This window comes from Alkalihalobacterium sp. TH-98 (genome assembly GCF_057473385.1).
This window is the reverse complement of the sequence record NZ_JBYCKM010000012.1, coordinates 30533-53787: the sequence shown is the minus strand read 5'-3', so window position 1 is coordinate 53787 and position 23255 is coordinate 30533. Positions and strand designations below refer to the sequence as shown.

Below are 23255 nucleotides of genomic sequence, written 5' to 3'. Positions count from 1 at the left end.
TCATGATCATATTTTCTAGCCATTTTGACACGCTCCATTTTAGATTCTTGTTTTTACAAGTCTCTCCATTGCGTGTCCACTTTATAGTCTACATTCATCATCACCTTTATGAAGGACACTTCTTCTGCCGTTCTTCCTCGCTTTGTCCTTCATCGCCTTTATGAAGGACATTAATGTCATTACCGCTCGACAAAAGTGTGACTTATATATTTACCACATCACTTATTTTTTCCCTTTCATGCTTAAACGAAAATAGGATCATAATAGCTTTGTACCAAACTTGAAGGAGGAGATTTTTATGGGTATCTTAGGTGGAAATCAAAAAGACGAACCTTTACACTACGGGGAAGTTTCTAGTTTATGGGCGTATTTAGCGGGAGTAAATGCACACCTTGCTGAATATCAAACACTCTACAATCATACAGGTGATGACGACCTCAGAAAATTTATCGAGGACAAAATAAATGGTGCAATGAAGCCGCAAGCTCAAGAAATTGAAGCGATTTTAAAAGATAATGGCATCGCTATTCCACCAGCACCGCCTGAACGTGCAAAAGCAAATATTGAAGATATACCGGCTGGAGCGAGATTTAACGATCCAGAAATCGCTAACGCAATCAGCATGAACATTGCTACTGGTCTCGTTGCACTCAGTCAGATCATGGGGCAAAGTACTCGTGAAGACATCGCTATGATGGCAGGCAAGTATCATGTTGAAAAAGCACAATACGGACTTCGCATTCTCAAAATGCAAAAGGAAAAGGGCTGGTTAATTGTCCCGCCGTTACACACAAAAGTACCTGAGCTCGTATAATGTTAAACTCCATAAAACTCTTGTGCCAAAATAGGCGCACAAGAGTCTATTATTATTCATTTAATTCTTCGATAACCTGCCTCAAAACATTCGGCCACCACTCGACTTCTCCAGTGCCACTTCCATGCCGAACAATTACCGTATTATATCGCGGGGAAATATAAATAATCTGTCCATACTTACCTAATGCATATACATCGACATCTTCCTCATCATTGATAACGCTGTACCACATGTAACCATATTGAGTATCTTTCTCTTCCAAGAATGAGCCGATGTAATCTTCGCTTCTAGGTTCCTCTTTTGAAATGGATTGAGATAACCATTCTTTACTAATAATTTCTTGACCGTTCCATGATCCATTATGAAGAACCAGACTGCCTATTTTAGCAAAATCTATAGCACGTGCATTAATTCCGCTTTCCATTTTTTCAAAAGAACTTTTTTTGCTGTCTATACTCCATGATGCGTCAAACTCAGTTCCAAGTTTAGACCAAAGTTTTTCTTCCATGAATTCTGTAACTGACATACCAGTAGATCGTTCTAAAATAATTCCGAGCAACAGTGGATGATAATTATTGTAGTGAAAACTTTCTCCCCTAGTGCTGTCAACTTCTGTCTGCAACAAGGCCAAACTTCTTAAATCAGGCATATAATATGTTTTGGCATCATCCCCCATCCATGCCATCCCTTCTCTATATCTAATTGGTGACCGCATAGTTAATAGTTCTTCAATTGTAATTGCTGAGAATTCTGTTCCTTGAAATTCCTCAATATATATTGAAATTGAATCGTTCTTACTTTTTATAAAAGCTTCATCAATGGCTATGCCGATTAAGAGGGAAACAATAGATTTCGCTGCAGAAAATGAAGTATTAATTGAATCTCTTTCATGACCATTTAAGTAGTTCTCATAGACCACTTCATCTTCTGTAATAACAATAAACGCTGTCGTCTCATTTTCTTCAAGAAAATCACCTAATTCTTTTTGAACGGTTACACCGTTGATTGGATATGAAATAAGCTCCGTTCCTAATGAACGATTATCGGTCTTGTTATAAAAGTAAGTATCTTCACTCTGTTTTATTAGCTTTTCATTGAAGACAAGATAGTCTTTAATATCTGACTCTCTATAGAGCATAATTCTCATCATATATTCGGGCGAATAAACAATTGCAGAAACAGATAAGACGGTAAATACTAAAACAGCTGCACTACTCAATATCAGCACCAGGAACATCTTTACTCTTTTCATCTAATTCCCTCTCCATCATTATTCAATTTTTATTTATTATATATTTAATTTTGAAAATATTAGTAGATATATTTTCAAAACAAATACAAAAGAAAAGAAGTTGACTCAAATCGAGTTCAACTTCTTTTAAAAGGTACTTCCTAATGTTCCAACCCTTTATCCATTTTTTCAAACACTTCTTCTAGTGAAGAAAATCCTCTCAGATCACCTTCATCGGTTTCTATAACCCACTCTTGTTTTTCCGGTCGTAGAAGACCTTCATCATTGATTACATATGGCGTATGTGTCATAAACACTTCATCATCCTTACGAATCGTATACCCTATATAATAATGATTACCTTCACCTTGTTCCTCGAAAATGCCAATATCATCAACATTGTACTTTTCCATAATGGGCCTTAAAGATTCGTTCATTTCATTTAGTATCGCTTCTCTCGATAAATAATCCATATCGTTCTCCTTATCGTCGGTCTTTTATATTCATAATATGGATTAACTTCTACTTGTTTATCCATATAGATCAATTCCTATTGTTACAATTAACCCTTATTTCAAGGTTACACTCTCATATATAACCATATAGGTAAGACCACTAGCGGAATGCATAAGAAAATTAGAAATACGACAAACCCTCGCTGCTCTTTATCATCAAAAAGAGAACGAGCATACATGATCGTATAATAAGCACAAAAGAATGAAATTGGTATAAGTATCCATTCCATAGTCTCAATCCTTAATCAATTCAATATTAGGCGGTCTGAGTTGCTTCCCGTATTCTCTAATTTCAACGTTAACATCTAGATTTACTTGAGCATTCGGGTAGGAATTCATCCAGTCATAATTCCAGTATTCTTGTAGAGTAAGGAAATTTTTTCTTGCAATAAGTGACCAACGAAATGGATCGGCTTTAAATTGTTGCTGTGTTTTTTCAATAAATTCACCTGCTACCTCATAATATCTTTTTTCAATATGCTTCTTAAGTAGATCCTGCTTTTCTAAATCTTCAATATAATCGATATGACTAGTTATTGAAAGAATTTCTAATAAAATCGGTATCTTCACATTGATAATCGGTTCCTTTTGATCAGTATTTATGCTGACCTTTGTTCGCTCCTCACTATAAACTCTCGCAGTAATATGTTTTCCTTCAGCAAGTGGATCATCATAAGTGACGACCATCGTCCCTACGTCAATAAACGGTCGTAAAACTAATGAAATTCTCGTCTCTTCACCAGTCAATGTTCCAATCATTTTTCCTTCTTTAATAACTGCCGAACCGATCGTCTGAACAGGATTTCCTCCGTCTTTCTCAATTTGCCCAGCTGTATACTCATCTTCCATTCCATCCTTTTCGGTTTCCATCTTTTCAGCTGTACTATACGTTGCTAAAAACAGTCCAGCACCTTCCTCTAGCCTGTGTAAATATTCATTTAAAGTCGAGTCTGGAATTAACCCCGTTTCTTCCCAACGATCGGTCATAAGTTCAAAAAATTTATGTGGTCTCGTTTCTAACGTTGGATCGTTTTTTCGCAGATAATCGGCAGCTTTTTCCCGACAAATAATAAAAGTTATTTTTCGATCGAATTCCCTTTCTCTTACGGAAGGCTTAATATAATCAATAAGTTCTTCTCCCCTTGCTATCTCTTCACTAACGACTAATACCTTCATATGCGTAAAGTTCGCTTCCCTTGACACAAAAGAAACAAGCATGTCGCGAGCAGAAATAAAGTCAGGGGCATTTACCGTAATAATATCTGAAGCAGCTTCTTCTGTTCCACCATTAGTGACACCACTAGCTTCGGGATTAGCGATTTGATAGGTTATTTTCATCCCATACCCTTCGCTTTTATCAATTCCGATAGCAATAATATAAGCTAGCTCCTCTAAATCATGGCGATCCCAACACCCCATTAACATGATAGAACTAATCAATATTATAAGAAGTGACCATCGCTTAACCATTAAATCGTTCCTTTACTTTATATGTTATCCATAATAGGACAGGTAGCATCGTTACAAAATACCAACCTAATTGAAGTAAAAACACATCTCTCAAAAAAAAAGTCGTTTCCGTTGGATTTTCTGGGATTAATCCAACTAACAGAGTTAGACAAGCGATTGGTAATAAGATCGGTTGAAAATCTTTTAACTGAAACATCGAACAGACGATGAATGCAGAAAGCAACAAGTAGATAGAAAACCTTACGACTGAAGCCATAATCCAAAACCCTAAGAAGAACCCCTCATAGCTTGTCACAATCGTTCCTACCTCTAATAATTTTGTGAGCTGTTGAAATGGATATGCAACATGTGCGATTTGTGGATAATCAAACATCATGACAAAATAGGCCATTGTTATCGTCATTTCCAATACGATAAAACCAACCGCAAGTAATGTAGCTGTCTTATAACTTTTATGGTCTCTAACCCAGGGGAAAAATAAAGCAACTAAAATAAATTCAAAAAAAATCGTATGATAGGAAAACGACTCTTTTATTAAGACATCCAACCCTGGTCCCGCTATTGGAAATAAAAACTCAAAATGAATCTCATTAATAATCAGCAAAAATAACAGAAATAAAACAACCTTAATATAGGGAAGTACCACCCAAGCCGTTCTCGCCACAGCTTCTAATCCAATTCTTGCTACAGCGTAGCTGCTCCCTAATAAAAATAGAAAAACGATCAGGATGGGAGTTGTTGGAAAGAACATCGTACTAATAATGTCAACTGTTGTCCGCTGATTTAATGCATTTGCAAAAATCATCGAGACAAGAATAATGAGACAAAGGATAAATCCTATATACTTGCCTGTTACGATAAAAATAATATCCACTAAGTTTTTATTTTTATATTTTTTTAAGAGCGACAAAATAAGTAAAGTTGGTACTAGTATGATAGCCCCGCCTACTAGAGGTAAAACCCAAGTCGCGTTTTTTCCCGCTTGTAGTAAGAGCATCGGGGTGCCATCTGACAATTTGATTCCTATTGAGATTAAAAATATAGCAAAAAGTTCCCTTGTCCCTATTTTTCCATCTGCAGGTTGAAGCATGTCATTTCCCCCTCGGTTCGGCACCTCTAACTTTCTCTTTTGGAAACACGTAAAATGGACGTAACCATTGTTTCCACACTGGCGGCCTTACGATCATATCCTTAGAAGAACGAGTATGCGGTGCAAGCGGTGAGAAAAATGGGACTCCAAATGATTTAGCATTAGTTGCATAAGCAATCGCAAATACGAGAAAAACTCCTATTCCAAAAAAACCCATGGTAGCCGCAAAAAATAGTACGATAAAACGTGTAATTCGAATCGTGAAGTTCATACTGATATCTGGTATAGCAAACGAAGCTAAGCCAGTTATCGCAACAACTATAACAAGAATAGGACTAATGATACCGGCTTCTACTGCAGCTTGTCCTAATATGAGTGCACCTACAATCCCAATCGTCGGTCCTATTGGTGTAGGTATTCGAATTCCAGCTTCTCGAATTAATTCAAATGAAACTTCCATCATAATGACTTCGACAATCGCCGGAAACGGGACTCGTTCTCTTGTCGCTGCAATAGCTAATAATAAGTCCGTTGGAAACATCTCAATATGAAAATTCGATATCGCAATATATAACGAAGGTACTAATAACGCAATAAATAATGAAAACAAGCGAATTAGTCTTATAAAATTGCCAAAAGCCCATCTGTGATAATAATCCTCGGCTGTGTGAAAAAGTCCCCAAAACGTAATCGGTAGGACTAAACAGGCTGGAGAATTATCCATTAATAAGACGATATGGCCTTCATTTAAAAAAGCACAAGCTCGATCTGGACGTTCCGAATACAAAGTTGAAGGTATTAAAGAGTATGGTCTTTCCTCAATATGTTGTTCAAGTATAGCTAAACCTTGGACTGCATCAACATCTATTTGAGCAATTCGGTCACGGACATTTTCTAATAACTCTTCATTGACTAAAGAACCAATATACATAACAGAAACCGTTTGCACTGCATGATTTCCTACTGTCATTTCTTCCGTAACCAAATCCACATTTTTTAATTGCTTTCGAATGAGTGATCGGTTAACAGCAGCCGATTCTGTAAAGGATTCCATTGGCCCTTTAATGACATTTTCGGTTTGTGGATGCTCGATGCCACGATGTTCAAACGAAGTAGTTGCAATAGAAATTACGCTGTTCATCCCTTTTATTAACAGCAATGTTTGTCCACCGATTAATGCCGTAAGTAACTCTTTCTGATTCTTTACTACCTTTGCCTCTTTTATGGATAATACATTTTCTATCAAAAATGGTTCAAGCTCTTGTTCTGGTTCATAGACGATTTTCATCTCTTGTAAAGGTTTAATGATATGAAGTTGCACTTCATCTAAGTCCACCATGCCGTTAACAAAAAACAACGTTGCATCTACATATATGTCTCTTAACCTTATGTTCCTACATGTCAGATCAGTGTTTCCTGGATAGGAAAAAGCTTCTTTAATGAAAGTAACAGTTTTCTCATAGTAATTTTCATCTTGAAGACTTCTGTCTTTTACTTCTTGGTTGCGTCTCTTAATTCTTCTCTTCAAGGAAAATACCTCCATATTCCGCTGTAGTACTACTATTTCCAAATGGAAGATAATCATGTATGCAAGAAGCTCAGAACGATAAAAAAACCTCCATACATATATATGTATGGAGGTACTATATTTTACTTATTCGCCTACAGGAAAAGACGGCTTTAATAATGAACATTGCATCGCTTCTTCCGTTAACTCAGGAGCAAATTGGCTTAAGTGTTTTATAAAATAACATGTTTCTGGAAAATGGTGTTCAAAAAAACGTAACGTTGTTCGCGTTAACACTTCTGTGCCTTCATACATTTCAACCACTTGTCTTATAAACTCATTCGTTTCTAATGTTGCTTCTCCAACTTCTCGAGCTAACCGATCCAGGCGGGGTAATCCATGCGGCATCACTTTTAAAAACCCTTTAATATGAAAGTTTTGCAGGATAAACCCTCTAAACACTGTAATGTAAAGATCTGTTTGACTCGTAAGTCCGACTTCAATTGGATCCAATACATTCCTCAAGAGTACCAAATGACCCACTTGATCTTCTAACCATAAATCGAGAAGGTCAACTAGTGGAAGTGGCGGATAATCCTGCCCTTGAACATAATAACTAAGGATGCGTAAATATTCTCGATTTTCACTCAATGTACCATTTAAGTATGTTGGTGTTAAATTCAGATTTACTAAATTTTGAAGTCGTAACTGTTGCATGTAACTCTCAAATTGATAATAACGGCTTGATATGTCGTAAGCAAGCTTTGAGAACTCAATCATTTCTGGTGATGAAACTGTTAAGCGTCGATCTAATTGATTCAGTTGGTTAAGAACACCTGCAAATGCTTGAATATATTCGTCTGCTAATTGTACCCAGCGCGTTTCACTCGGGGACAAATGGTCCCTCACAAAAAAAGCATGATCTTGTAAGATTTCTAACCAAAACAAATGCTCTTCCCACGGACTAATCAATACTCGGTTTGACAAATTTTTATCCCCTCTCATAACATGCTTTTATCCAAAATATATGTTTTACATGTAGAAACATGAGGAGAATTTAAACAGACCCTATACAAAAAAAGTGCCCTCCCCAGGGAAGAACAATATCAATACGATTAATACACCGTATCGATGTTCGCGGGAAAGACACTTAAACAGGGATGATATGATTAAATAAAAGAGAAACTTGTCTCCTCTTTTAATGATAGAATAAATTCTTTTAGCAACTCTTTCGTTGCTTCCAAATCACCTAAATCAATTACTTCTACAGGAGAATGAGCATAGCGTGACGGGATCGATAGGACTCCAGTTGGAATTCCTTTATTCGCTAAACTTACTGCTCCGCCATCTGTTCCAATCCCAGGAAATACTTCGTGCTGGAACTGAATGTTTCTATCTTTCGCAAGGTGAAGCAGCTTTTCCTTAACAACAGGGTGAGCAATTAAGCTAAAGTCAATGACCTTCACTCCAGTTCCTCTCCCTAAATGAAGGGTTTGATCCATCGTTTCTTCCGGCGTATCGCTAACTGCTGTCGTATCAAGAGCAATTGCCACATCAGCCTCTACATTTCTTGCCGCAACTTGAGCACCTCGAAGACCCACTTCTTCTTGAACTGTAAAGATAGCAATAACTTCACCAGCAAAATCAGTTTTTTGCAGTTCTTTGAGCGTTTGGATGATCACAGCACACCCCGCTCGATCATCAAAGCCTTTACCAACAATCCTTCCCGTCTGCTCATTTCCTAAAAACTCCATAGACGGTGCCCATGTAATGGGGTTTCCAATCTCTACTCCTAATTGTTCAGCAGCTTCCTTCGATGAAGCGCCGATATCTATGTACAGCTGTCTATGGTTACGCACCTTTTGGGCATCATCAAATTTAGCAAAATGAGCAGAGATCGTACCGATAACGCCAGTAAGCAATCCTGTTTTGGTACGCAGTTGAACTTTCTGAGCGAGCAGGATCCGATCATCATGACCTCCTAACTTTTCAAAACGAATTAAACCATTTTCTTCAATTTTTTTCACGATAAAACCTATCTCATCCATATGGGCTGTAATAATCGTTTTAGGACCAGGTGCTGTCCCTCTTTTACGTGCAATGACATTCCCAAGACCGTCAACATGCAGCTCGTCCACTAATTCCTCGACTGTCTCTTTTACCCATCTTGTAACGGGTTGCTCATAGCCGCATGGCCCATGTAATGAAGTCATTGTTTTTAATAAGTCATACATAAAAAAACCTCACTTTTGCATTTATTTAGGAACTCGAATTATCAAATTATATCATATTCATCATTTCTTTTTTCTGAACATTATGTATAATATAGCAAACAATACGTTTGTTATATTATTATTTATTAGGTTGGTGAAATTATGAAAAGTATAGTGTTAGGGGTACTTTCTTCTTTCTTTTTCGCCTTTACATTCATTTTGAACCGCTCGATGGAATTAACAGGTGGAAGTTGGATTTGGAGTGCGTCCCTCCGTTTTCTCTTCATGTTGCCTTTCTTTTTACTTATTGTTTACTTTAGAAATAATTTAAAGCAATTATTCATCACAATGAAAGAGAATATTAGGATATGGGTGTTGTGGAGTTTTGTAGGATTCGTCCTTTTCTATGTCCCTATTACATTTGCAGCAGCATACGGTCCGAGTTGGCTGATTGCAGGAACATGGCAGTTTACAATTATAGCCGGGTTGCTTCTTACTCCTTTGTTTTCAACGATGATCACAACTTCTAACGGACTGCAAAGAGTAAGGCATACCATTCCAAAACGAGCCCTGATTATTTCATCGATTATTTTTATCGGCATATTATTTATTCAAAGTACACAATTTCAACATTCAAGTTTAGACCTGTTATTGTTAGGGTTTATCCCAGTTATTATCGCAACTTTTGCTTATCCATTAGGAAATCGAAAAATGATGGAAGTATGCAGCGGTCGCTTAGATACTTTTCAGCGAATACTCGGAATGACGATAGCAAGCACACCGTTCTGGCTGCTATTAGCGGGCTATGGCTTCATTTCTGTCGGACCACCAAGTATCATCCAAGTACAACAAACTTTTATTGTAGCTGTATGTTCTGGTGTCATCGCCACTTCATTATTCTTTTTTGCGACCGACCTCGCTAGACATTCACCAGAAAAGCTTGGCGCAGTTGAAGCTACTCAGTCCACTCAAGTCATTTTCGTCATGTTAGGTGACGTTTTATGGCTCGCTTCTCCCTTTCCTAGCCCTGTCGCATTAACTGGAGTACTTATTATTATGTTCGGTATGATTGTCCACAGCCTCGTTTCAAATAAAACAAAGCAGCAACTGAAAAAAGCAGTTTAAGTATTTTAAAGAAAAACGAAAAACGCATCCCCTTCTTCATACATATACTTTATGGAGGAGGACTTTGCGATGTTAAAACCTTTTAAAAAACTTGCTGAAATACCTTTGCACTTGTTATCTCTAACCTCTAATAAACTTAAAAAATATAAATATGAGTCAAAAGCAAACGTTAAGTGGAAAAAAATCCAAATACCTAACACGCTTCTAGAGAAGTTAAAAAATCAATTACAAACTAATACTCATACACTGTCAACCTCTCTATCTACTGATGAAAAGATCCTCCTTAATGACATAAAGAAAAAAACGAAACAATTAAACAAGAATAACATCACTCGAACAAATGCTTACCTTCAATTTTATAAAAGAAACCCAGAAATTCATTGGGCTTTTCTTGCACACCTTGTCTCCCGTAATGGAGGCTGGAATATGACAGACCTAAAGGGCAGCTTATTACGTTCCATTCTTTCAGATCAGCAGCAACTGGACTTTTTTATGTTTCTAGAAAAGGCCAATGCTAACATTTTTCATGATGCTTTTCCTCAACTACTCTTATATGAACATGGTAAGCAGCGAAATAAAAATCTATTTCATTTACTGCCTTACTTCAACGTTTCAGCATTCATGCAACCGGTTTGGAACCTTTTTAGCTCAGAAAAAAACTCTCAATTTCTTACGATTGCTCTTATCATTAATGAGCAGCATTACATTGAGAAACGCGTCATTCACAACCCATTTTTCCAAGAAAATGTACTCAACACGCTCCTTTTTCAAGCTCAAGAATTTTTACAATTTACCCAAGTTCTATTTCCATATCACTATCAAGACAAAAAGGTTAGATTGGCGGGATTTTCTGTTCGAGACTTCTCAAATGTTGCCGAGAGAATAGAAATAGGAAAGAGCCTTTATTCTATTTTATTTGGGATTGATGTACTATCGAACGATGTTACGTCATTTGCTGATTCAACAGACCATACGGGCTCAAGACATGACTTCTGGCCCCATGTTTTTTCAAAAGCAGATATAACTAATCCCCCTGCCACCCAATTAGTTTGTAACAGTAAAGAAGCAAGTATCTACAGCCCGCCTTTAACAAAAGCATGGGGGGATATAACACATTCCTTTTCAGATCAAAGCGATTGGTATAAGAGTACACAAACACTAGATTACTTTGCACCAATTAGCACACCCACTCGTTTCGATATCACTCATGACTATTGTCTAAAGCTGCAAAAAATGTTAGTCGCTTCTTCCGTATTGTAATCCTTTCAAGGAGTGCTGTTGACTTTGGGTTAGAACTGGTATTTCGATTTTGAGACTACTCAAAGTCAACAGTATATTATTTTCTCGTTAACACTTCTTAATAAAGTGAAAAAATAGACAAGTTCCCCCTTACCCATTCATATAGTCTAGTAAGCACACATTTTAAAGGGGGCAATCTGTATGTTAATCATCATTAAAAAAAAGTGGTTTTTTCTTGCCATTGCCGTGCTCTTTATAGGGTTTAGTTGGTATATCTTCAACTCGAGAGCGGTAACTGAAGCAGGATCACAAACTGTAGCGGAAAAGTTTGAAATTCATATGGTGACTAGTGAAATAAAATCTAAAACTGACGATGGAAAGGTCATTGAATCTTATCGCTGGGACCCTGGCACAATCTATGTCCCAAAAGACAAAAAGGTAAGTTTAACAATTTACGGAGTTAACGGAAAGGAACACCCTTTCATCATTGAGGGAACTGACGTAAAAGGCACGGTAAAAAAAGGAGAGGAAACAGTCTTAGACCTTCATTTTACGGAAGAAGGGATTTATCGACTGATCTGTACAGCCCACGCAAACAAAGATCACAACGGACCTATGATTGCCTATATCATAGTTGATTAATACAAGAACAAAAAACCAGCTATACATAGGCTGACTCAGGTAGAATTTCAAATTAAAGAAATGCAAATCCACAGAGTCAGCCTATACTTAGTAAACTATCGAACTTAAATTTAATGAATATACGAATATAACTCCTCTACATTTTGATCAGTTCCATAATGCGTTACATGATATAAAATGCCATCCGCTTCGTTCCCATTGAGATAATAGTCTAAATCATGCATGATACGATGGGCTAATAAGATCCCTTCAACGTCTTGTTCTGTTATTGCTTTTTCAATACAGGCTACAACGTTAAGAATGTCTTGTTCGATATCATTGTCAGAAATGCCCCCGAGTAAAGGTCTTTTCGTATTTACCAGGTGATTCAAATCTTTCGTTCGCTCCGCCCATGAAAAGTTTCGGTGCCCTTGCCACCCTACAGCGACATTTAAAGTACTATGCGAATCAGCAACCACCTGCCTCAACTGAACCATCTCCGCCTCATGAGCAATCTGTTGATTTTCTTCATTCGTAACTTCTTCCCCAGACGTAGCTCCCTCTTCATTTTTAACTTCTTCTCCAGCTTCATCAACAGAAGCAGCCTCTAGTTGTTCTTCAGAGACTCCTGCCGTCTTATCATTATTTTGATGAAAAGTAAGTCCTGTTAAGGCACCAATAATAATTAATAATACAACCGCGATGCCACCGTAACCAAAGGTTTTTCTAGACATCCAACCACTCCCTTACATCTGCTTGTCTTTCCACTATAAGGGAATCTATTAAAGCTCTCAAGAAAAGAAAATCGTACTATAACGCACGATTTAAACAATAAATGCCATAGTCCGCTACGTCCATTATTCTTCTGACAATTGTTCTAACATAGTAATCTATTATTAGTTACGATTTGCTAAAATTCTTCATTTAATTGTCGAAACATTTTCACCATTCTACCTTTTTCTATATATATTTTTAAAATACTTTTAATTATAATTTTTATAACTATATATCTATTAAAATTCAATAACGTAGAAATGGAGTGAAGGGGGATTACGATGAGGAATATTACAATCATATTTTTACTACTTGTAAGTTTATTTACTTTTAACCTTCCAATCGAAGCTAGCACGAATAAACAACTTATCATTATTAACAAAGCAAACAATCAATTAGCTTACTATAACGATGGAAAATTAGTTCGAACATTTAGTGTAGCCACTGGAAGAGAACGCTCATTAACACCAGAGGGAAAGTTTAAAATTGTGAACAAAATTGTCAACCGCCCATATTACAAAGAGAATATAAGAGGTGGCGACCCACGCAACCCTCTCGGTGATCGATGGTTAGGGTTAAATGCCCGCGGTACTCATGGAACTACATATGCAATTCACGGCAATAATAATCCTAGATCCATTGGAACTTATGCAAGCGCCGGCTGTATTAGAATGCATAACGAAGAAATTCGCTGGTTGTTTAACCAAGTGAAGGTAAATACGCCTGTAATTATTACACATTCGAAAAGCTCGTTTGACCATATCGCCAGAAGTAACGGCTATTCTCTTCAGAGTAAACTTCGAAATGTGACAATAGATAAAGTCTCACCACAACCTGCAAATACTACGATAACACTTACTGCAAATGCTGCAACGGGCCATAACCCAATGTATAGATTTTCTATTCATGACGGGAAGAAATGGACGACGATACGCAATTATTCTTCCTCCAAAACAGCTAAATGGAAACCTACTAAACCAGGTTCTTACAAGGTTAAAGTTGAAGTGAAAAATAGAGGATCTAAGAAAAATTTTGAGGATCAAAGAACGGTTAATTACACTGTGTTCCAACGTGCATCTATTAATTCCGTTACTACTAATAAAACAAGCCCACAGCCTAGTAATACATCTATAACAGTAACAGCGGCTTCTAACAGTAACAAGAATAATTTATTTAGATTTTCAGTATATGACGGTAACAAATGGAGAACTGTCCAAAAGTATTCGGCAAATAACAAGTTGACCTGGAAACCAACAAAAGCAGGAAACTATAAAATTAAAGTTCAAGCAAGGCACAAATTATCTAAAAATAGTTTTGACCATGAAAGAACCATTAATTATCACGTATACTCACCTGCTACAATTAATTCACTGGAGAGTAATAAATCTTCTATAGAGCCAATCAACACTGAGATTGCAGTAACAACACGAACAAATAGCCGCTCAAACAATCTGGTACGTTATCGAGTATTTGACGGCCATAGCTGGAAAACGGTTCAAGGCTACTCATCTAATCATCAATTAATTTGGAAGCCTACTAAGCCAGGTTCTTATCGGGTAAGAGCACAAGTTAAACATAAGTTATCTCAAAAAACTTTTGATCAAGAAAGAACTCTTCAATTTACGATCTATGAGCCTTCAGTTCTTAATTCGTTTGAAACAGACCAAACTACACCTAGTCCAATTAACACCGATATTAGATTGATAGCTCAACCAGTAAAGACAGGTGATCATCTCTATCGTTTCTCGGTTTCCAATGGTTCAAATTGGACGACGATACAAAATTATAGTCAAACAAATCAAGTAACCTGGAAACCAACTACTCCTGGAAATTACAAATTAAGAGTGGATATTAAGAATAAACAATCTAACAAAGACTTTGACGATAGAAGAGAAATAAACCATGTAATAAATCATCCTATCGTCATCCATGATTTAGTCCTTGATAACGAAACACTAATTATCAACTCACAAGTACCACTAACAGTTATGGCATCTGGAGGAACCGACTTAGAATATAAGCTTGAGTTACTCGAACAAGATCAGTGGCGAGAATTACAGAACTACTCCCCTTCTAATCAATTTGTTTGGGATACACCGTCCGAACAAGGTATTTACAAACTACGAGTAAGCGTCCGTGATAAAACGTCAAAAGTAGAGCACATCTTTGAAAAAGAATTTACAGTAGAACAATAGAAAAAGGTCCAGTATCATCTTATTTGATACTGGACTTCTTTCTGTAGATCCTAAAAATTTATTAATCTAATAAAATTAATCCATTAGATTATATACAATTTTCTAAATTAAATGATAATAAGTCTGTCTACTTTATTGACTTCTGTAAAATCATGGTGGTATATTGAATTTGTGGAATAATTCCAAAAAAACAGATCAAAAGGGCTGATAGAAATGGTTGAAAGTAATCAAGACATCGCAGAATATCTTTCTACAGCAGATGATATTGAACAGGCCATCCTAAACTTAGACCCCAACTCTCACTTAGCACGAACCGCACTTGAATATGCAATAAACAATAGTATGACTAATGTGCTAGATAAATTAATCGAGAAACTATCGACTAGTGATAATGAAGAAAGTCAGTCCTGGGCGGAAGTATACCGAATTGATCGAGAGGTAGTAAAAGGAAATCTGAGTTTAATAGAAGCTACTAATAAATTAACTTACATGAATTGTGAGACGAAAGAGTTAAATGTCTTAAGAATGATACTCCAACTATATAATTACTACGATTTAAAATGTATAGATATGCTGGGGACATTATGTGAGCTAGTAAATGCGGCAATTGCTGAATTAAGTGAAGGATTTATGAAAAGGTCACTTATAACTAGATTAGGATTAGCTATGCAAGGCGTACATTTACACTTAAATCAACTAGACGAGTCAAGAGATTATGGTAATTCAGTTCTTAAAAATGCAATTTCAGATAAAGCCAAAGGAGTAGCATTACGTAACTTGGGTAACTCGTACATAATAGAGGACCGAGAAAAGTCTATTTATTTCCTGACAGCTTCAAAAGAGATATTTTATAATATACATCAGCACTTTGAGCTTTCTTTTTCGCAGAGAAGCCTTAACTTTGTTTATTGTTACTGGAATCAACCAGAAAAGTACAGTAAAACTTCCCCTTTTAATGCAGTCGATGAAAAACACGGAAATGCGTACTATTATATTAAAAAAAATGAATTTGAATCCGCTTTAAAGATTTTAGATGAAGTTAAAAAAGGAATTTGTAATGATTTCCAATTAGGATTTAACTATTATTATAGGGGGTTAATTACAAATTCTGAAGACTGTTTTTTTGAAGCTATAAAACACTTCAAAAAGGCTGGTGATTTTTACTTTAGGAGACTACCCTTAATTGAATTAAAAAAACTAGGGGTTAATAATATAATTATTGAAACCTTGAGTATATAGAATTATAAAAAAAGGAGCGTAGAACTATGAAGAAACTTATTGCTTGTTTACTACTTATCACTGCCCTAGCATTGTCATCACCATTAGGTCAATTAGCAGACCCTAACGGAAGTATTCGAATTCAAAGCGAACCTATGGAGCTAGCAGATCCAAATGGCAGCATTAGGATTTCAAGTGTAGAACTTTCATAAAAAAACAGCGGCTATGGGCCGCTGTTTTTTTTCTTTTTTTATTCCTGCTTTTACTAAAATTACATTCTACTCCATACTAAAATTCATATAATTGAGTTTCAAAATTAATTACTAGATTTAACACTCTCATAAAAATGCTCGGACATCACTCTCTTTACGTCTTCAGTTATGGGCTCGGACTTTTGGGTTGCAAAGTTAAAGTTCACATAAGTTGCGTTTCCTTTTGCACAGACCTCACCATCCTGTTGGATTTCCTCATAAACTTCAAAACTAGAGTTGCCAATTCTAGAGATCCATGTTCGAACTGTTACTGGTCGTCCGTAAAAAATTTGACTTACATACTCGACGTTCATCTTTATTATGACGCAACGCCAATTTGAAAATGATAGATCGGGAGTAAACAGACGGAAGATTTCATCTCTTCCTGACTCAAACCAAATCGGAATCGTTGTATTATTAATATGGCCAGCCCCGTCCGTTTCTGAAACCCGTGGTTCAATCACTTTTTCAAACATCTTATCCACCTCATCTTTTATCTTTTGGTTTTCAAAATATATGGTTGGTACACGTTGTATAGATTTTCATTGTGTGAAGTGAAAGTTTCATTGACACGCCATTAGTAGTTAATACAATTTTCCTTCGTATGCTGCTGAATAAATAGTAAAGATATCTTTCCATTCTAACTGTACTGGACTCCTGGCCAGTAATCTTTTTTGCTTCATTGCATCTTCCGTTAACAGTTCAAGATGTCTTTGTTCAATGCCATACTCCCTTAGACTAGTTGGAATTTTCAGTTTTTTATTTAAGTTAAAGAGCGTTTGTATACAACTAGTAGACAATTCTTCATCATGATTTACTGATACATCTTGATCTAATTTTAAATAAACATTAGCTAGCTTCTCTTTACACCCCTCTTGAATATAGTTCATAACGTAAGGAAGCAACACCGCATTTGACTCTCCGTGCGGCAGCTTAAAACGATTTCCTAGAGGGTATGCTAGCGCATGAACTCCACCGACGCCTGCGTTATAAAACGCTAGTCCTGCCATATAACTTGCCGTACTCATCTGCTCTCTAGCCTCTTCATCACTTCCATTATTGAATGCACGTTCTAGTGATGCACCAATGAGTTCAATCGCCTTTTCAGCGATCCCGTCAGTCACTGCACTAGAGTTAACAGAAATGTAAGCTTCAATGGCATGAGTCAAAGCATCAATCCCCGTGGCTGCTGTAATTTGGGGTGGTACCGACATCGTTAATAATGGATCTACAATTGCTACATCTGAGATTAAATACGGGTGCGTTACAACATCTTTTGTTCCCTCTAATGATAAGACTGCTATATCTGTCACTTCAGAACCTGTTCCGGCTGTCGTTGGAATCATAATTTTAGGTAAGCCTTTATGTTGGACTTGCTTAGTTCCAGTTAAATTTAGATAATCCTTTACTTCTCCTTCATTTTGAGCTATAACTGCACCTAATTTAGCCAAATCGAGAGCACTTCCACCCCCTACACCAATAATTAAATCAAACCTCTCTCTTCTTATATAACTAACTAATTTTTCAGCTGTATGAAGCGGTGGCTCTGGAACAACATCGGTATAAATATCAATAGCACAAGCTGGATCGAGGGATTGAAGAGCTTGGGAACAAATTCCAAGATCAACTAAATTTTTCTCTGTTACAACAAGAATTTTACTCCCCCCTAATTTCTTTACCTCTTCATTAAGAGTTTCAATTACACCTAATCCGACATGACTGAGCTCAGGGAATATTAGCTTCGACTGCATTTCATTCCTCCTAAATTAAAGTAGTATAATTAGTTTCTTTCTCCTTCTTTTCTATAAATCCTTCAATACCGAAACAACTATTTCTTTTTAATCTACAAAGATACTATGTATATAAATATGTTTGAGAATATAAAAAAATGAGACTTTACGTTAGCCTCATTTTTTCATCTATTTACTTGTACATTTATGTTATATTCTCGTTTGTATTCACATTGCAGCAAGTACCATTGTAAGCCTCTAACCTCGCTGAGTGCCCTATTGGCATAACGAATAGCAGAAGATCTATCTCCTTTTTTATTGCTTAATTCGGCTAGTAAAGAAAATTTTATCCAACCTTCTTGTAACTGCTCAATTTCTGCTTGAGCACCTTTTAATGATCCCAATTCGATTTCAACACCAATCTTGTAATACTCTTTTATTTTTTCAGGCCGTATATCGTTAAGTGTTTCACTGGCTCCTTTAAAATCTTTATTATAAAAATGAAGGATCGTTTGATATAAAGCTATTTGATGTTTATTATTATGTTTTTTTAGCAATTTTGAGATGATTTGATCTACATCCTTATCCATCCGGTTACCCAAGGCATAAAACAAATACAGCTGCGGGTGGGTTTTGTTTTTCAGTAAATACTTCTCAATCGTTTTCTCATTTCGAGATACATAGGCTGGTAAAATAAGCGGAAGGTACAGAACGATAAATAAGATTAAAAAAATGATAACAAAATAGCTTAGTACGGGATGTAGTCCAAGAGCAGTCAGAAATACAGTTAAAATAACACCTAATACAAATGCAATAATAATTTTTAATATCATATACAGACCTCTTTTTAGCTTTTTATTGTTCTAGTGGTTTCTCATCTGACCTATGTTTGCTTGCTTTCTCCCAGTTCTCCCAGGTTTTTTCCTTAACGCTCACAAAATCGCGGCTTTTGGTTACTCATTTCCCCTAATTTTTCCCTCTTCCGCTCACCATTCACTGCTTTTCGTTACCACTTTCTCCTAGTTTTTTCCTCTACCGCTCACCATTCACTGCTTTTCGTTACCACTTTCCCCTAGTTTTTTCCTCTACCGCTCACCATTCGGTGCTTTTCGTTAACGCTTTCTCCTAATTTTTCCCTCTTCCGCTCACCATTCGGCGCTTTTCGTTCACGCTTTCTCCTAATTCTTCCCTCTTGCGCTCACGATTCAGCGCTTTTCGTTCACGCTTTCTCCTAGTTTTTCCCTCTTGCGCTCACTATTCTGCGCTTTTTGTTCACGCTTTCTCCTAATTTTTTCCTCTACCGCTCACCATTCACTGCTTTTCGTTACCACTTTCCCCTAGTTTTTTCCTCTACCGCTCACATTCGGTGCTTTTCGTTAACGCTTTCCCCTAATTTTTCCCTCTTCCGCAGAACATGAAAAAGCCGTACAATATTTCAACACCACCATTCTAAAAAGGCCGACTCAACAGATTGAGTCAGCCACAAAACCGAAAGGATTTTTTATTAAACTTGAACTTCACTTAAAGTTGTCGTTAAGATTGGAACGATTTGTTTCTTACGGGATACAACACCTTGTAATGTTGCTGTGTTATTTGCTAATGTAACGTTAAATGCTTTTTCCACGGCGTTTGAAGCTTTACCAATCGCCACACCAACCGAGTCGTTATTCAGAATGTCTGTTACAACAAAAAGGAATAGGTCTAATCCCTTCTCTTCAACAACCTTTGTTAAAGCAGCTTCTAATTCGTCTTGACGTCCTAATACATCATTTGTATCTACGACATTGACTTGAGCAATTTCAACTTTTTTATTACCCATGGCGAATTCTTTTGCATCAAGAGAAATAAGTTCAGCAATTGTCTTCTGACTTAAGTCTGCACCTGCTTTTAACATTTCTAAGCCGTAGCTTTCTAAGTCGACTCCAGCAATTTGCGCTAATTCACGAGCTGCAGCCACATCTTGATCTGTGCATGTCGGTGACTTTAATAATAAAGTATCTGAAATAATCGCTGATAGCATTAATCCAGCCATCTCTTTCGTTACTTCTACACCATGCTCTTTATGTAATTTATTTAAGATAGTCGTTGTGCAACCAACTGGCTCTGCACGATAGTATAAAGGATCACTTGTTTCAAAATTAGCAATTCGGTGATGGTCGATAACTTCTAAGACGCGAACTTCATTGATATCGTTTGCACTTTGTTGACGCTCATTATGGTCCACTAAGATAACACTTTTCACTTCTTCTGAAACTTTTTCCACTAAACGAGGGACCGCTACTTGAAAATGGTCTAACACATATTGTGTTTCCCCATTAAGTTGACCTAAACGAATAGGTTCGGCGTTCATTCCAAGTTTATTTTTTAAGTTAGCGTAAACAATAGCAGAACAAATTGAATCAGTGTCTGGATTTTTATGTCCAAAGACAAATACTTTCTCCATTTTTACTCCTCCTAGCCGTTAGTAGAAATTGACGGAAATCACTCTTATATCTTTATGATTACCCAAAATATAGTTTATCATATCCCTGCCATCTTTCACTCATAATTTTTTCAATTCCTTACAAATTCAAAGGTACTGCGTCTCTCTATTTTCGTATAATTCGAGCATCATAGAGAATTACGTCTTATTTTGTAGTATTTCTATATGAATAAAAGATAATCAAATCCCTCTCTTATTATTAAGTCATTTTCTAAAAATATTCCACCGTATCCTTTTTTAATAGTTTACTAAAATATGGTTTACTAGTAATGTGTACATTTTTGTTTTAACAAGACAACTTAGAAAGTAAAGGAAGTGTATGAATTTGGACAGTAGTGATAGGACAATTTTTAAAGTTTCTGTAGGGATAGCAGCCATTTTTGTTTTAATAGGTGTGCTTATTCCTAACCAATTAAGCGCTGCTATGGGAGTAGCACAAAGCTTTGTACTCGAGTCATTTGGCTGGTTTTATCAGTTAGTTGCAACGTTTTTCCTCGGTTTTGCTATTTTTATGATATTTAGTAAGTACGGAAAAATTAAACTTGGAAAACAAGATGCAAAACCGGAATACAGTCGTCCGACTTGGTTTGCGATGTTGTTTTCTGCCGGGATGGGGATTGGTCTTTTATTTTATGGTGTATCAGAACCAGTTGCTCACTTTGCAACTCCTCCACTTGGAGACGGAAGCACAGAACAATCTGCCATGTTAGGTATGCGTTATACGTGGCTTCACTGGGGGTTACACGCATGGGCTATTTATGCCATTGTTGCACTAGCTCTTGCTTATCAAAAGTTTAACAAAGGTGCTCCTGGATTAATGAGTGCAACACTTTACCCTGTGCTTGGTGAAAAGGTGAAAGGTCCAATCGGGCGTACGGTTGATGTAATAGCCGTATTTGCCACATTATTTGGTGTAGCAGCCTCTCTTGGATTAGGCTCACAACAAATCAATGCTGGTTTAGAATATCTCATTGGTATTCCAAACAACTTTATGGTTCAGATGGTGATCATGGCGGTCATCACTATTCTTTTCATCATCTCAGCAAACACAGGCATTTCACGTGGAATTAAATATTTAAGTAATACAAATATGACAATTGCCACTCTATTATTGGTTGCCATGTTAATTCTAGGTCCTACCTTATTTTTACTCAATATGTTTACTACAAGCTTAGGTACGTATGTACAGAATGTAGCTCTAATGGGATTACGAATTTCTCCTTTTGATTCCAATGAAGCAGCTTGGACTCAAGGCTGGACGATTTTCTATTGGGCTTGGTGGATTTCTTGGACACCGTTTGTCGGGATGTTCATTGCTCGTGTATCGAAGGGGCGTACCATTCGTGAGTTTACAGTGGCTGTTCTTCTAGTTCCATCACTCGTATGTGCTCTATGGTTTACCGTATTTGGTGGAACAGGAATTTATTTAGAATTAATTCAAGGATTAAATGTTTCTGGTCAAGGTCTTGAAACAGCTTTATTTTATGTGTATCAACAACTGCCGCTTGGAATTTTACTTTCAATCCTAACAGTGGCGTTAATTACAACCTTTTTCGTTACATCAGCAGACTCAGCGACTTTCGTTTTAGGGATGCTGACAACAGGAGGAAAATTAAATCCTTCTAGCCGTGTGAAAGTAACTTGGGGAATTATATTAGTGGCATCCACACTTGTGCTTATGGCGTCAGGCGGATTGGCAGGATTACAAACCGCAATTATTGTAAGTGCTCTTCCGTTAACCTTTATCGTCTTAGTCATGTGTTACGGCTTAGTCAAAGCACTTAACCAAGAATTAAGCGAAAGTTCATCAAATAAACCACCAAAAAAAGAAAAGTTGTTTTCAAAGAAAACAGCTAGTTAATAAAAAAGAGGCTTAAACCATTTTTTGGGTTTAAGTCTCTTCTAATATATACTGTTTAATATATCTAAAAATGGAGGTGCACTTAATGAATAATAACCATACAAAAACAACATTTGACTTACATACTCACCATGAACGATGCGGACACGCGGAAGGGAATATTGAGGCTTATATCCAAGCGGCTATCGAAAATGGATTAGAAGTGATCGGCATTGCTGACCACGCTCCCTATTTTCACAAAAATGAAGATCATCCGAGTCCTAGAATTACAATGGCAAAAAGTGATTTTCCGAACTATGTTAATGAAGTGCTTTCCCTAAAAGAAAAATACCGCAACAAAATTCAAGTGCTACTTGGGATTGAATGTGATTTCTTCCCTGGGCAAATGGACAACTATAAGAACGAATTGCAAAAGTATCCTTTTGATTACATCATCGGTTCTGTTCATTTTGTTGAAAACATTAGTATTTTTAAAAAAGGCCGTTGGGAAGGGCTAACGGAGGAACAAAGAAGACAGACCAAAGAAGAATATTACCGGCTGATTGAGCTTTCAGCACGCAGCGGAATGTTTCAAATACTCGGTCATATTGACGCAATGAAAGGATTTTACCCTGAGTTTTCACAGATTGAGACTGAGGCCATTGAAAAAACACTGCCGATTTTAGCAGAATCCGATTTAGCCATTGAAATTAACACATCGGGAAAAACCAAAGATGCCGGAGGATGGTATCCTTCTGACGAGATATTAGAGCGCGCACGATACTACAACGTACAAGTCACTTTCGGTTCAGATGCGCACACTCCTGACCGAGTCGGGGATGAATTTAATCTCGTAAAACAGCGTTTGAAGGAAATCGGGTTTAAAGAATGGGTTTATTATGTTCGCCAAGAGCGAAAAAGTGTAAAATTATAAAAT

The 23255-nt window shown here is 36.8% G+C and carries 21 protein-coding genes; 9 read left to right on the top strand and 12 right to left on the bottom strand.

What is annotated here, in order from left to right:
* The first annotated feature begins 298 nt into the window (after nucleotides 1-298).
* The gene (locus AC2VNP_RS05965) at nucleotides 299-814 is read left to right on the top strand and encodes a DUF3231 family protein (protein ID WP_486916466.1); all 516 of its coding nucleotides are present in this window, start codon (nucleotides 299-301) and stop codon (nucleotides 812-814) included.
* A gap of 52 nt (nucleotides 815-866) precedes the next feature.
* On the opposite strand, the gene AC2VNP_RS05960 is transcribed toward AC2VNP_RS05965, so the two are convergent.
* The 7 genes from AC2VNP_RS05960 to AC2VNP_RS05930 form a co-directional block, all read right to left on the bottom strand.
* Nucleotides 867-2069: a serine hydrolase domain-containing protein gene (locus AC2VNP_RS05960; protein ID WP_486916465.1), complete on the bottom strand. Its 1203-nt coding sequence runs from the start codon at nucleotides 2067-2069 to the stop codon at nucleotides 867-869.
* A 140-nt stretch (nucleotides 2070-2209) separates the two neighbouring features.
* Entirely contained in the window at nucleotides 2210-2521 is a 312-nt protein-coding gene (locus tag AC2VNP_RS05955) for a DUF5634 family protein (protein WP_486916464.1), read from the bottom strand.
* 276 nt (nucleotides 2522-2797) lie between these two features.
* Nucleotides 2798-4033 (bottom strand): Ger(x)C family spore germination protein, encoded by a 1236-nt coding sequence (locus tag AC2VNP_RS05950; RefSeq protein WP_486916463.1) that lies wholly within the window; start codon nucleotides 4031-4033, stop codon nucleotides 2798-2800.
* The gene (locus AC2VNP_RS05945; protein ID WP_486916462.1) at nucleotides 4026-5123 is read right to left on the bottom strand and encodes a GerAB/ArcD/ProY family transporter; all 1098 of its coding nucleotides are present in this window, start codon (nucleotides 5121-5123) and stop codon (nucleotides 4026-4028) included. Before AC2VNP_RS05945 ends, AC2VNP_RS05950 begins: the two co-directional genes overlap by 8 nt.
* A 1-nt stretch (nucleotide 5124) precedes the next feature.
* Nucleotides 5125-6651, bottom strand: a complete 1527-nt coding sequence (locus tag AC2VNP_RS05940) for a spore germination protein (protein WP_486916461.1) — start codon at nucleotides 6649-6651, stop codon at nucleotides 5125-5127.
* Between the two features lie 126 nt (nucleotides 6652-6777).
* Nucleotides 6778-7617: a DUF2935 domain-containing protein gene (locus tag AC2VNP_RS05935; protein ID WP_486916460.1), complete on the bottom strand. Its 840-nt coding sequence runs from the start codon at nucleotides 7615-7617 to the stop codon at nucleotides 6778-6780.
* A 182-nt stretch (nucleotides 7618-7799) separates the two neighbouring features.
* On the bottom strand, nucleotides 7800-8864 hold the full coding sequence (locus tag AC2VNP_RS05930) for a M42 family metallopeptidase (protein ID WP_486916459.1): 1065 nt from the start codon (nucleotides 8862-8864) through the stop codon (nucleotides 7800-7802).
* 141 nt (nucleotides 8865-9005) lie between these two features.
* Between AC2VNP_RS05930 and AC2VNP_RS05925 the strand changes: the two genes are divergently transcribed.
* The 3 genes from AC2VNP_RS05925 (at nucleotide 9006) to AC2VNP_RS05915 (ending at nucleotide 11849) form a co-directional block, all read left to right on the top strand.
* Nucleotides 9006-9968: a DMT family transporter gene (locus AC2VNP_RS05925; RefSeq protein ID WP_486916458.1), complete on the top strand. Its 963-nt coding sequence runs from the start codon at nucleotides 9006-9008 to the stop codon at nucleotides 9966-9968.
* A 69-nt stretch (nucleotides 9969-10037) separates the two neighbouring features.
* Nucleotides 10038-11228, top strand: coding sequence for a DUF2515 domain-containing protein (locus AC2VNP_RS05920; RefSeq protein ID WP_486916457.1), 1191 nt, complete (start codon nucleotides 10038-10040; stop codon nucleotides 11226-11228).
* 180 nt (nucleotides 11229-11408) lie between these two features.
* Nucleotides 11409-11849: a cupredoxin domain-containing protein gene (locus AC2VNP_RS05915; protein WP_275120032.1), complete on the top strand. Its 441-nt coding sequence runs from the start codon at nucleotides 11409-11411 to the stop codon at nucleotides 11847-11849.
* A 110-nt stretch (nucleotides 11850-11959) separates the two neighbouring features.
* Here the strand turns inward: AC2VNP_RS05915 and AC2VNP_RS05910 are convergent, their stop codons facing one another.
* Nucleotides 11960-12562: a hypothetical protein gene (locus AC2VNP_RS05910; RefSeq protein ID WP_486916456.1), complete on the bottom strand. Its 603-nt coding sequence runs from the start codon at nucleotides 12560-12562 to the stop codon at nucleotides 11960-11962.
* A gap of 321 nt (nucleotides 12563-12883) precedes the next feature.
* On the opposite strand from AC2VNP_RS05910, the gene AC2VNP_RS05905 reads away from it, so the two are divergent.
* From AC2VNP_RS05905 to AC2VNP_RS05895, 3 genes are all read left to right on the top strand, one after another.
* Nucleotides 12884-14797 carry a triple tyrosine motif-containing protein gene (locus AC2VNP_RS05905; protein WP_486916455.1) on the top strand — a complete coding sequence of 638 codons (1914 nt, stop codon included), beginning with the start codon at nucleotides 12884-12886 and terminating at the stop codon, nucleotides 14795-14797.
* 213 nt (nucleotides 14798-15010) lie between these two features.
* On the top strand, nucleotides 15011-16036 hold the full coding sequence (locus AC2VNP_RS05900; protein WP_486916454.1) for an AimR family lysis-lysogeny pheromone receptor: 1026 nt from the start codon (nucleotides 15011-15013) through the stop codon (nucleotides 16034-16036).
* Nucleotides 16037-16062: 26 nt separating this feature from the next.
* Complete coding sequence (locus AC2VNP_RS05895) at nucleotides 16063-16227, top strand: hypothetical protein (RefSeq protein ID WP_486916453.1); 165 nt, start codon at nucleotides 16063-16065, stop codon at nucleotides 16225-16227.
* 104 nt (nucleotides 16228-16331) lie between these two features.
* On the opposite strand, the gene AC2VNP_RS05890 is transcribed toward AC2VNP_RS05895, so the two are convergent.
* The 4 genes from AC2VNP_RS05890 to AC2VNP_RS05875 form a co-directional block, all read right to left on the bottom strand.
* Entirely contained in the window at nucleotides 16332-16742 is a 411-nt protein-coding gene (locus tag AC2VNP_RS05890; RefSeq protein ID WP_486916452.1) for an acyl-CoA thioesterase, read from the bottom strand.
* A gap of 108 nt (nucleotides 16743-16850) precedes the next feature.
* Complete coding sequence (locus AC2VNP_RS05885; protein WP_486916451.1) at nucleotides 16851-18017, bottom strand: iron-containing alcohol dehydrogenase; 1167 nt, start codon at nucleotides 18015-18017, stop codon at nucleotides 16851-16853.
* A gap of 164 nt (nucleotides 18018-18181) precedes the next feature.
* Nucleotides 18182-18829: a hypothetical protein gene (locus AC2VNP_RS05880; protein ID WP_486916450.1), complete on the bottom strand. Its 648-nt coding sequence runs from the start codon at nucleotides 18827-18829 to the stop codon at nucleotides 18182-18184.
* 671 nt (nucleotides 18830-19500) lie between these two features.
* A complete protein-coding gene (locus AC2VNP_RS05875) occupies nucleotides 19501-20439 on the bottom strand; it encodes a manganese-dependent inorganic pyrophosphatase (protein ID WP_486916449.1) in 939 nt (312 codons plus the stop codon).
* A 364-nt stretch (nucleotides 20440-20803) separates the two neighbouring features.
* On the opposite strand from AC2VNP_RS05875, the gene AC2VNP_RS05870 reads away from it, so the two are divergent.
* Entirely contained in the window at nucleotides 20804-22339 is a 1536-nt protein-coding gene (locus tag AC2VNP_RS05870; protein WP_486916448.1) for a glycine betaine uptake BCCT transporter, read from the top strand.
* Between the two features lie 85 nt (nucleotides 22340-22424).
* Nucleotides 22425-23252 carry a histidinol-phosphatase gene (locus AC2VNP_RS05865; RefSeq protein WP_486916447.1) on the top strand — a complete coding sequence of 276 codons (828 nt, stop codon included), beginning with the start codon at nucleotides 22425-22427 and terminating at the stop codon, nucleotides 23250-23252.
* Nucleotides 23253-23255 lie beyond the last annotated feature (3 nt).

Excerpts from the sequence above, each read along its gene's own strand:
- AC2VNP_RS05945 (WP_486916462.1), bottom strand. The coding sequence starts at position 5,123 with ATGCTTCAACCTGCAGATGGAAAAATAGGGACAAGGGAACTTTTTGCT.
- AC2VNP_RS05960 (WP_486916465.1), bottom strand. The coding sequence starts at position 2,069 with ATGAAAAGAGTAAAGATGTTCCTGGTGCTGATATTGAGTAGTGCAGCT.
- AC2VNP_RS05875 (WP_486916449.1), bottom strand. The coding sequence starts at position 20,439 with ATGGAGAAAGTATTTGTCTTTGGACATAAAAATCCAGACACTGATTCA.
- AC2VNP_RS05900 (WP_486916454.1), top strand. The coding sequence starts at position 15,011 with ATGGTTGAAAGTAATCAAGACATCGCAGAATATCTTTCTACAGCAGAT.
- AC2VNP_RS05930 (WP_486916459.1), bottom strand. The coding sequence starts at position 8,864 with ATGTATGACTTATTAAAAACAATGACTTCATTACATGGGCCATGCGGC.
- AC2VNP_RS05920 (WP_486916457.1), top strand. The coding sequence starts at position 10,038 with ATGTTAAAACCTTTTAAAAAACTTGCTGAAATACCTTTGCACTTGTTA.
- AC2VNP_RS05910 (WP_486916456.1), bottom strand. The coding sequence starts at position 12,562 with ATGTCTAGAAAAACCTTTGGTTACGGTGGCATCGCGGTTGTATTATTA.
- AC2VNP_RS05905 (WP_486916455.1), top strand. The coding sequence starts at position 12,884 with ATGAGGAATATTACAATCATATTTTTACTACTTGTAAGTTTATTTACT.
- AC2VNP_RS05890 (WP_486916452.1), bottom strand. The coding sequence starts at position 16,742 with ATGTTTGAAAAAGTGATTGAACCACGGGTTTCAGAAACGGACGGGGCT.
- AC2VNP_RS05880 (WP_486916450.1), bottom strand. The coding sequence starts at position 18,829 with ATGATATTAAAAATTATTATTGCATTTGTATTAGGTGTTATTTTAACT.
- AC2VNP_RS05885 (WP_486916451.1), bottom strand. The coding sequence starts at position 18,017 with ATGCAGTCGAAGCTAATATTCCCTGAGCTCAGTCATGTCGGATTAGGT.
- AC2VNP_RS05895 (WP_486916453.1), top strand. The coding sequence starts at position 16,063 with ATGAAGAAACTTATTGCTTGTTTACTACTTATCACTGCCCTAGCATTG.
- AC2VNP_RS05950 (WP_486916463.1), bottom strand. The coding sequence starts at position 4,033 with ATGGTTAAGCGATGGTCACTTCTTATAATATTGATTAGTTCTATCATG.
- AC2VNP_RS05865 (WP_486916447.1), top strand. The coding sequence starts at position 22,425 with ATGAATAATAACCATACAAAAACAACATTTGACTTACATACTCACCAT.
- AC2VNP_RS05915 (WP_275120032.1), top strand. The coding sequence starts at position 11,409 with ATGTTAATCATCATTAAAAAAAAGTGGTTTTTTCTTGCCATTGCCGTG.
- AC2VNP_RS05925 (WP_486916458.1), top strand. The coding sequence starts at position 9,006 with ATGAAAAGTATAGTGTTAGGGGTACTTTCTTCTTTCTTTTTCGCCTTT.
- AC2VNP_RS05955 (WP_486916464.1), bottom strand. The coding sequence starts at position 2,521 with ATGGATTATTTATCGAGAGAAGCGATACTAAATGAAATGAACGAATCT.
- AC2VNP_RS05965 (WP_486916466.1), top strand. The coding sequence starts at position 299 with ATGGGTATCTTAGGTGGAAATCAAAAAGACGAACCTTTACACTACGGG.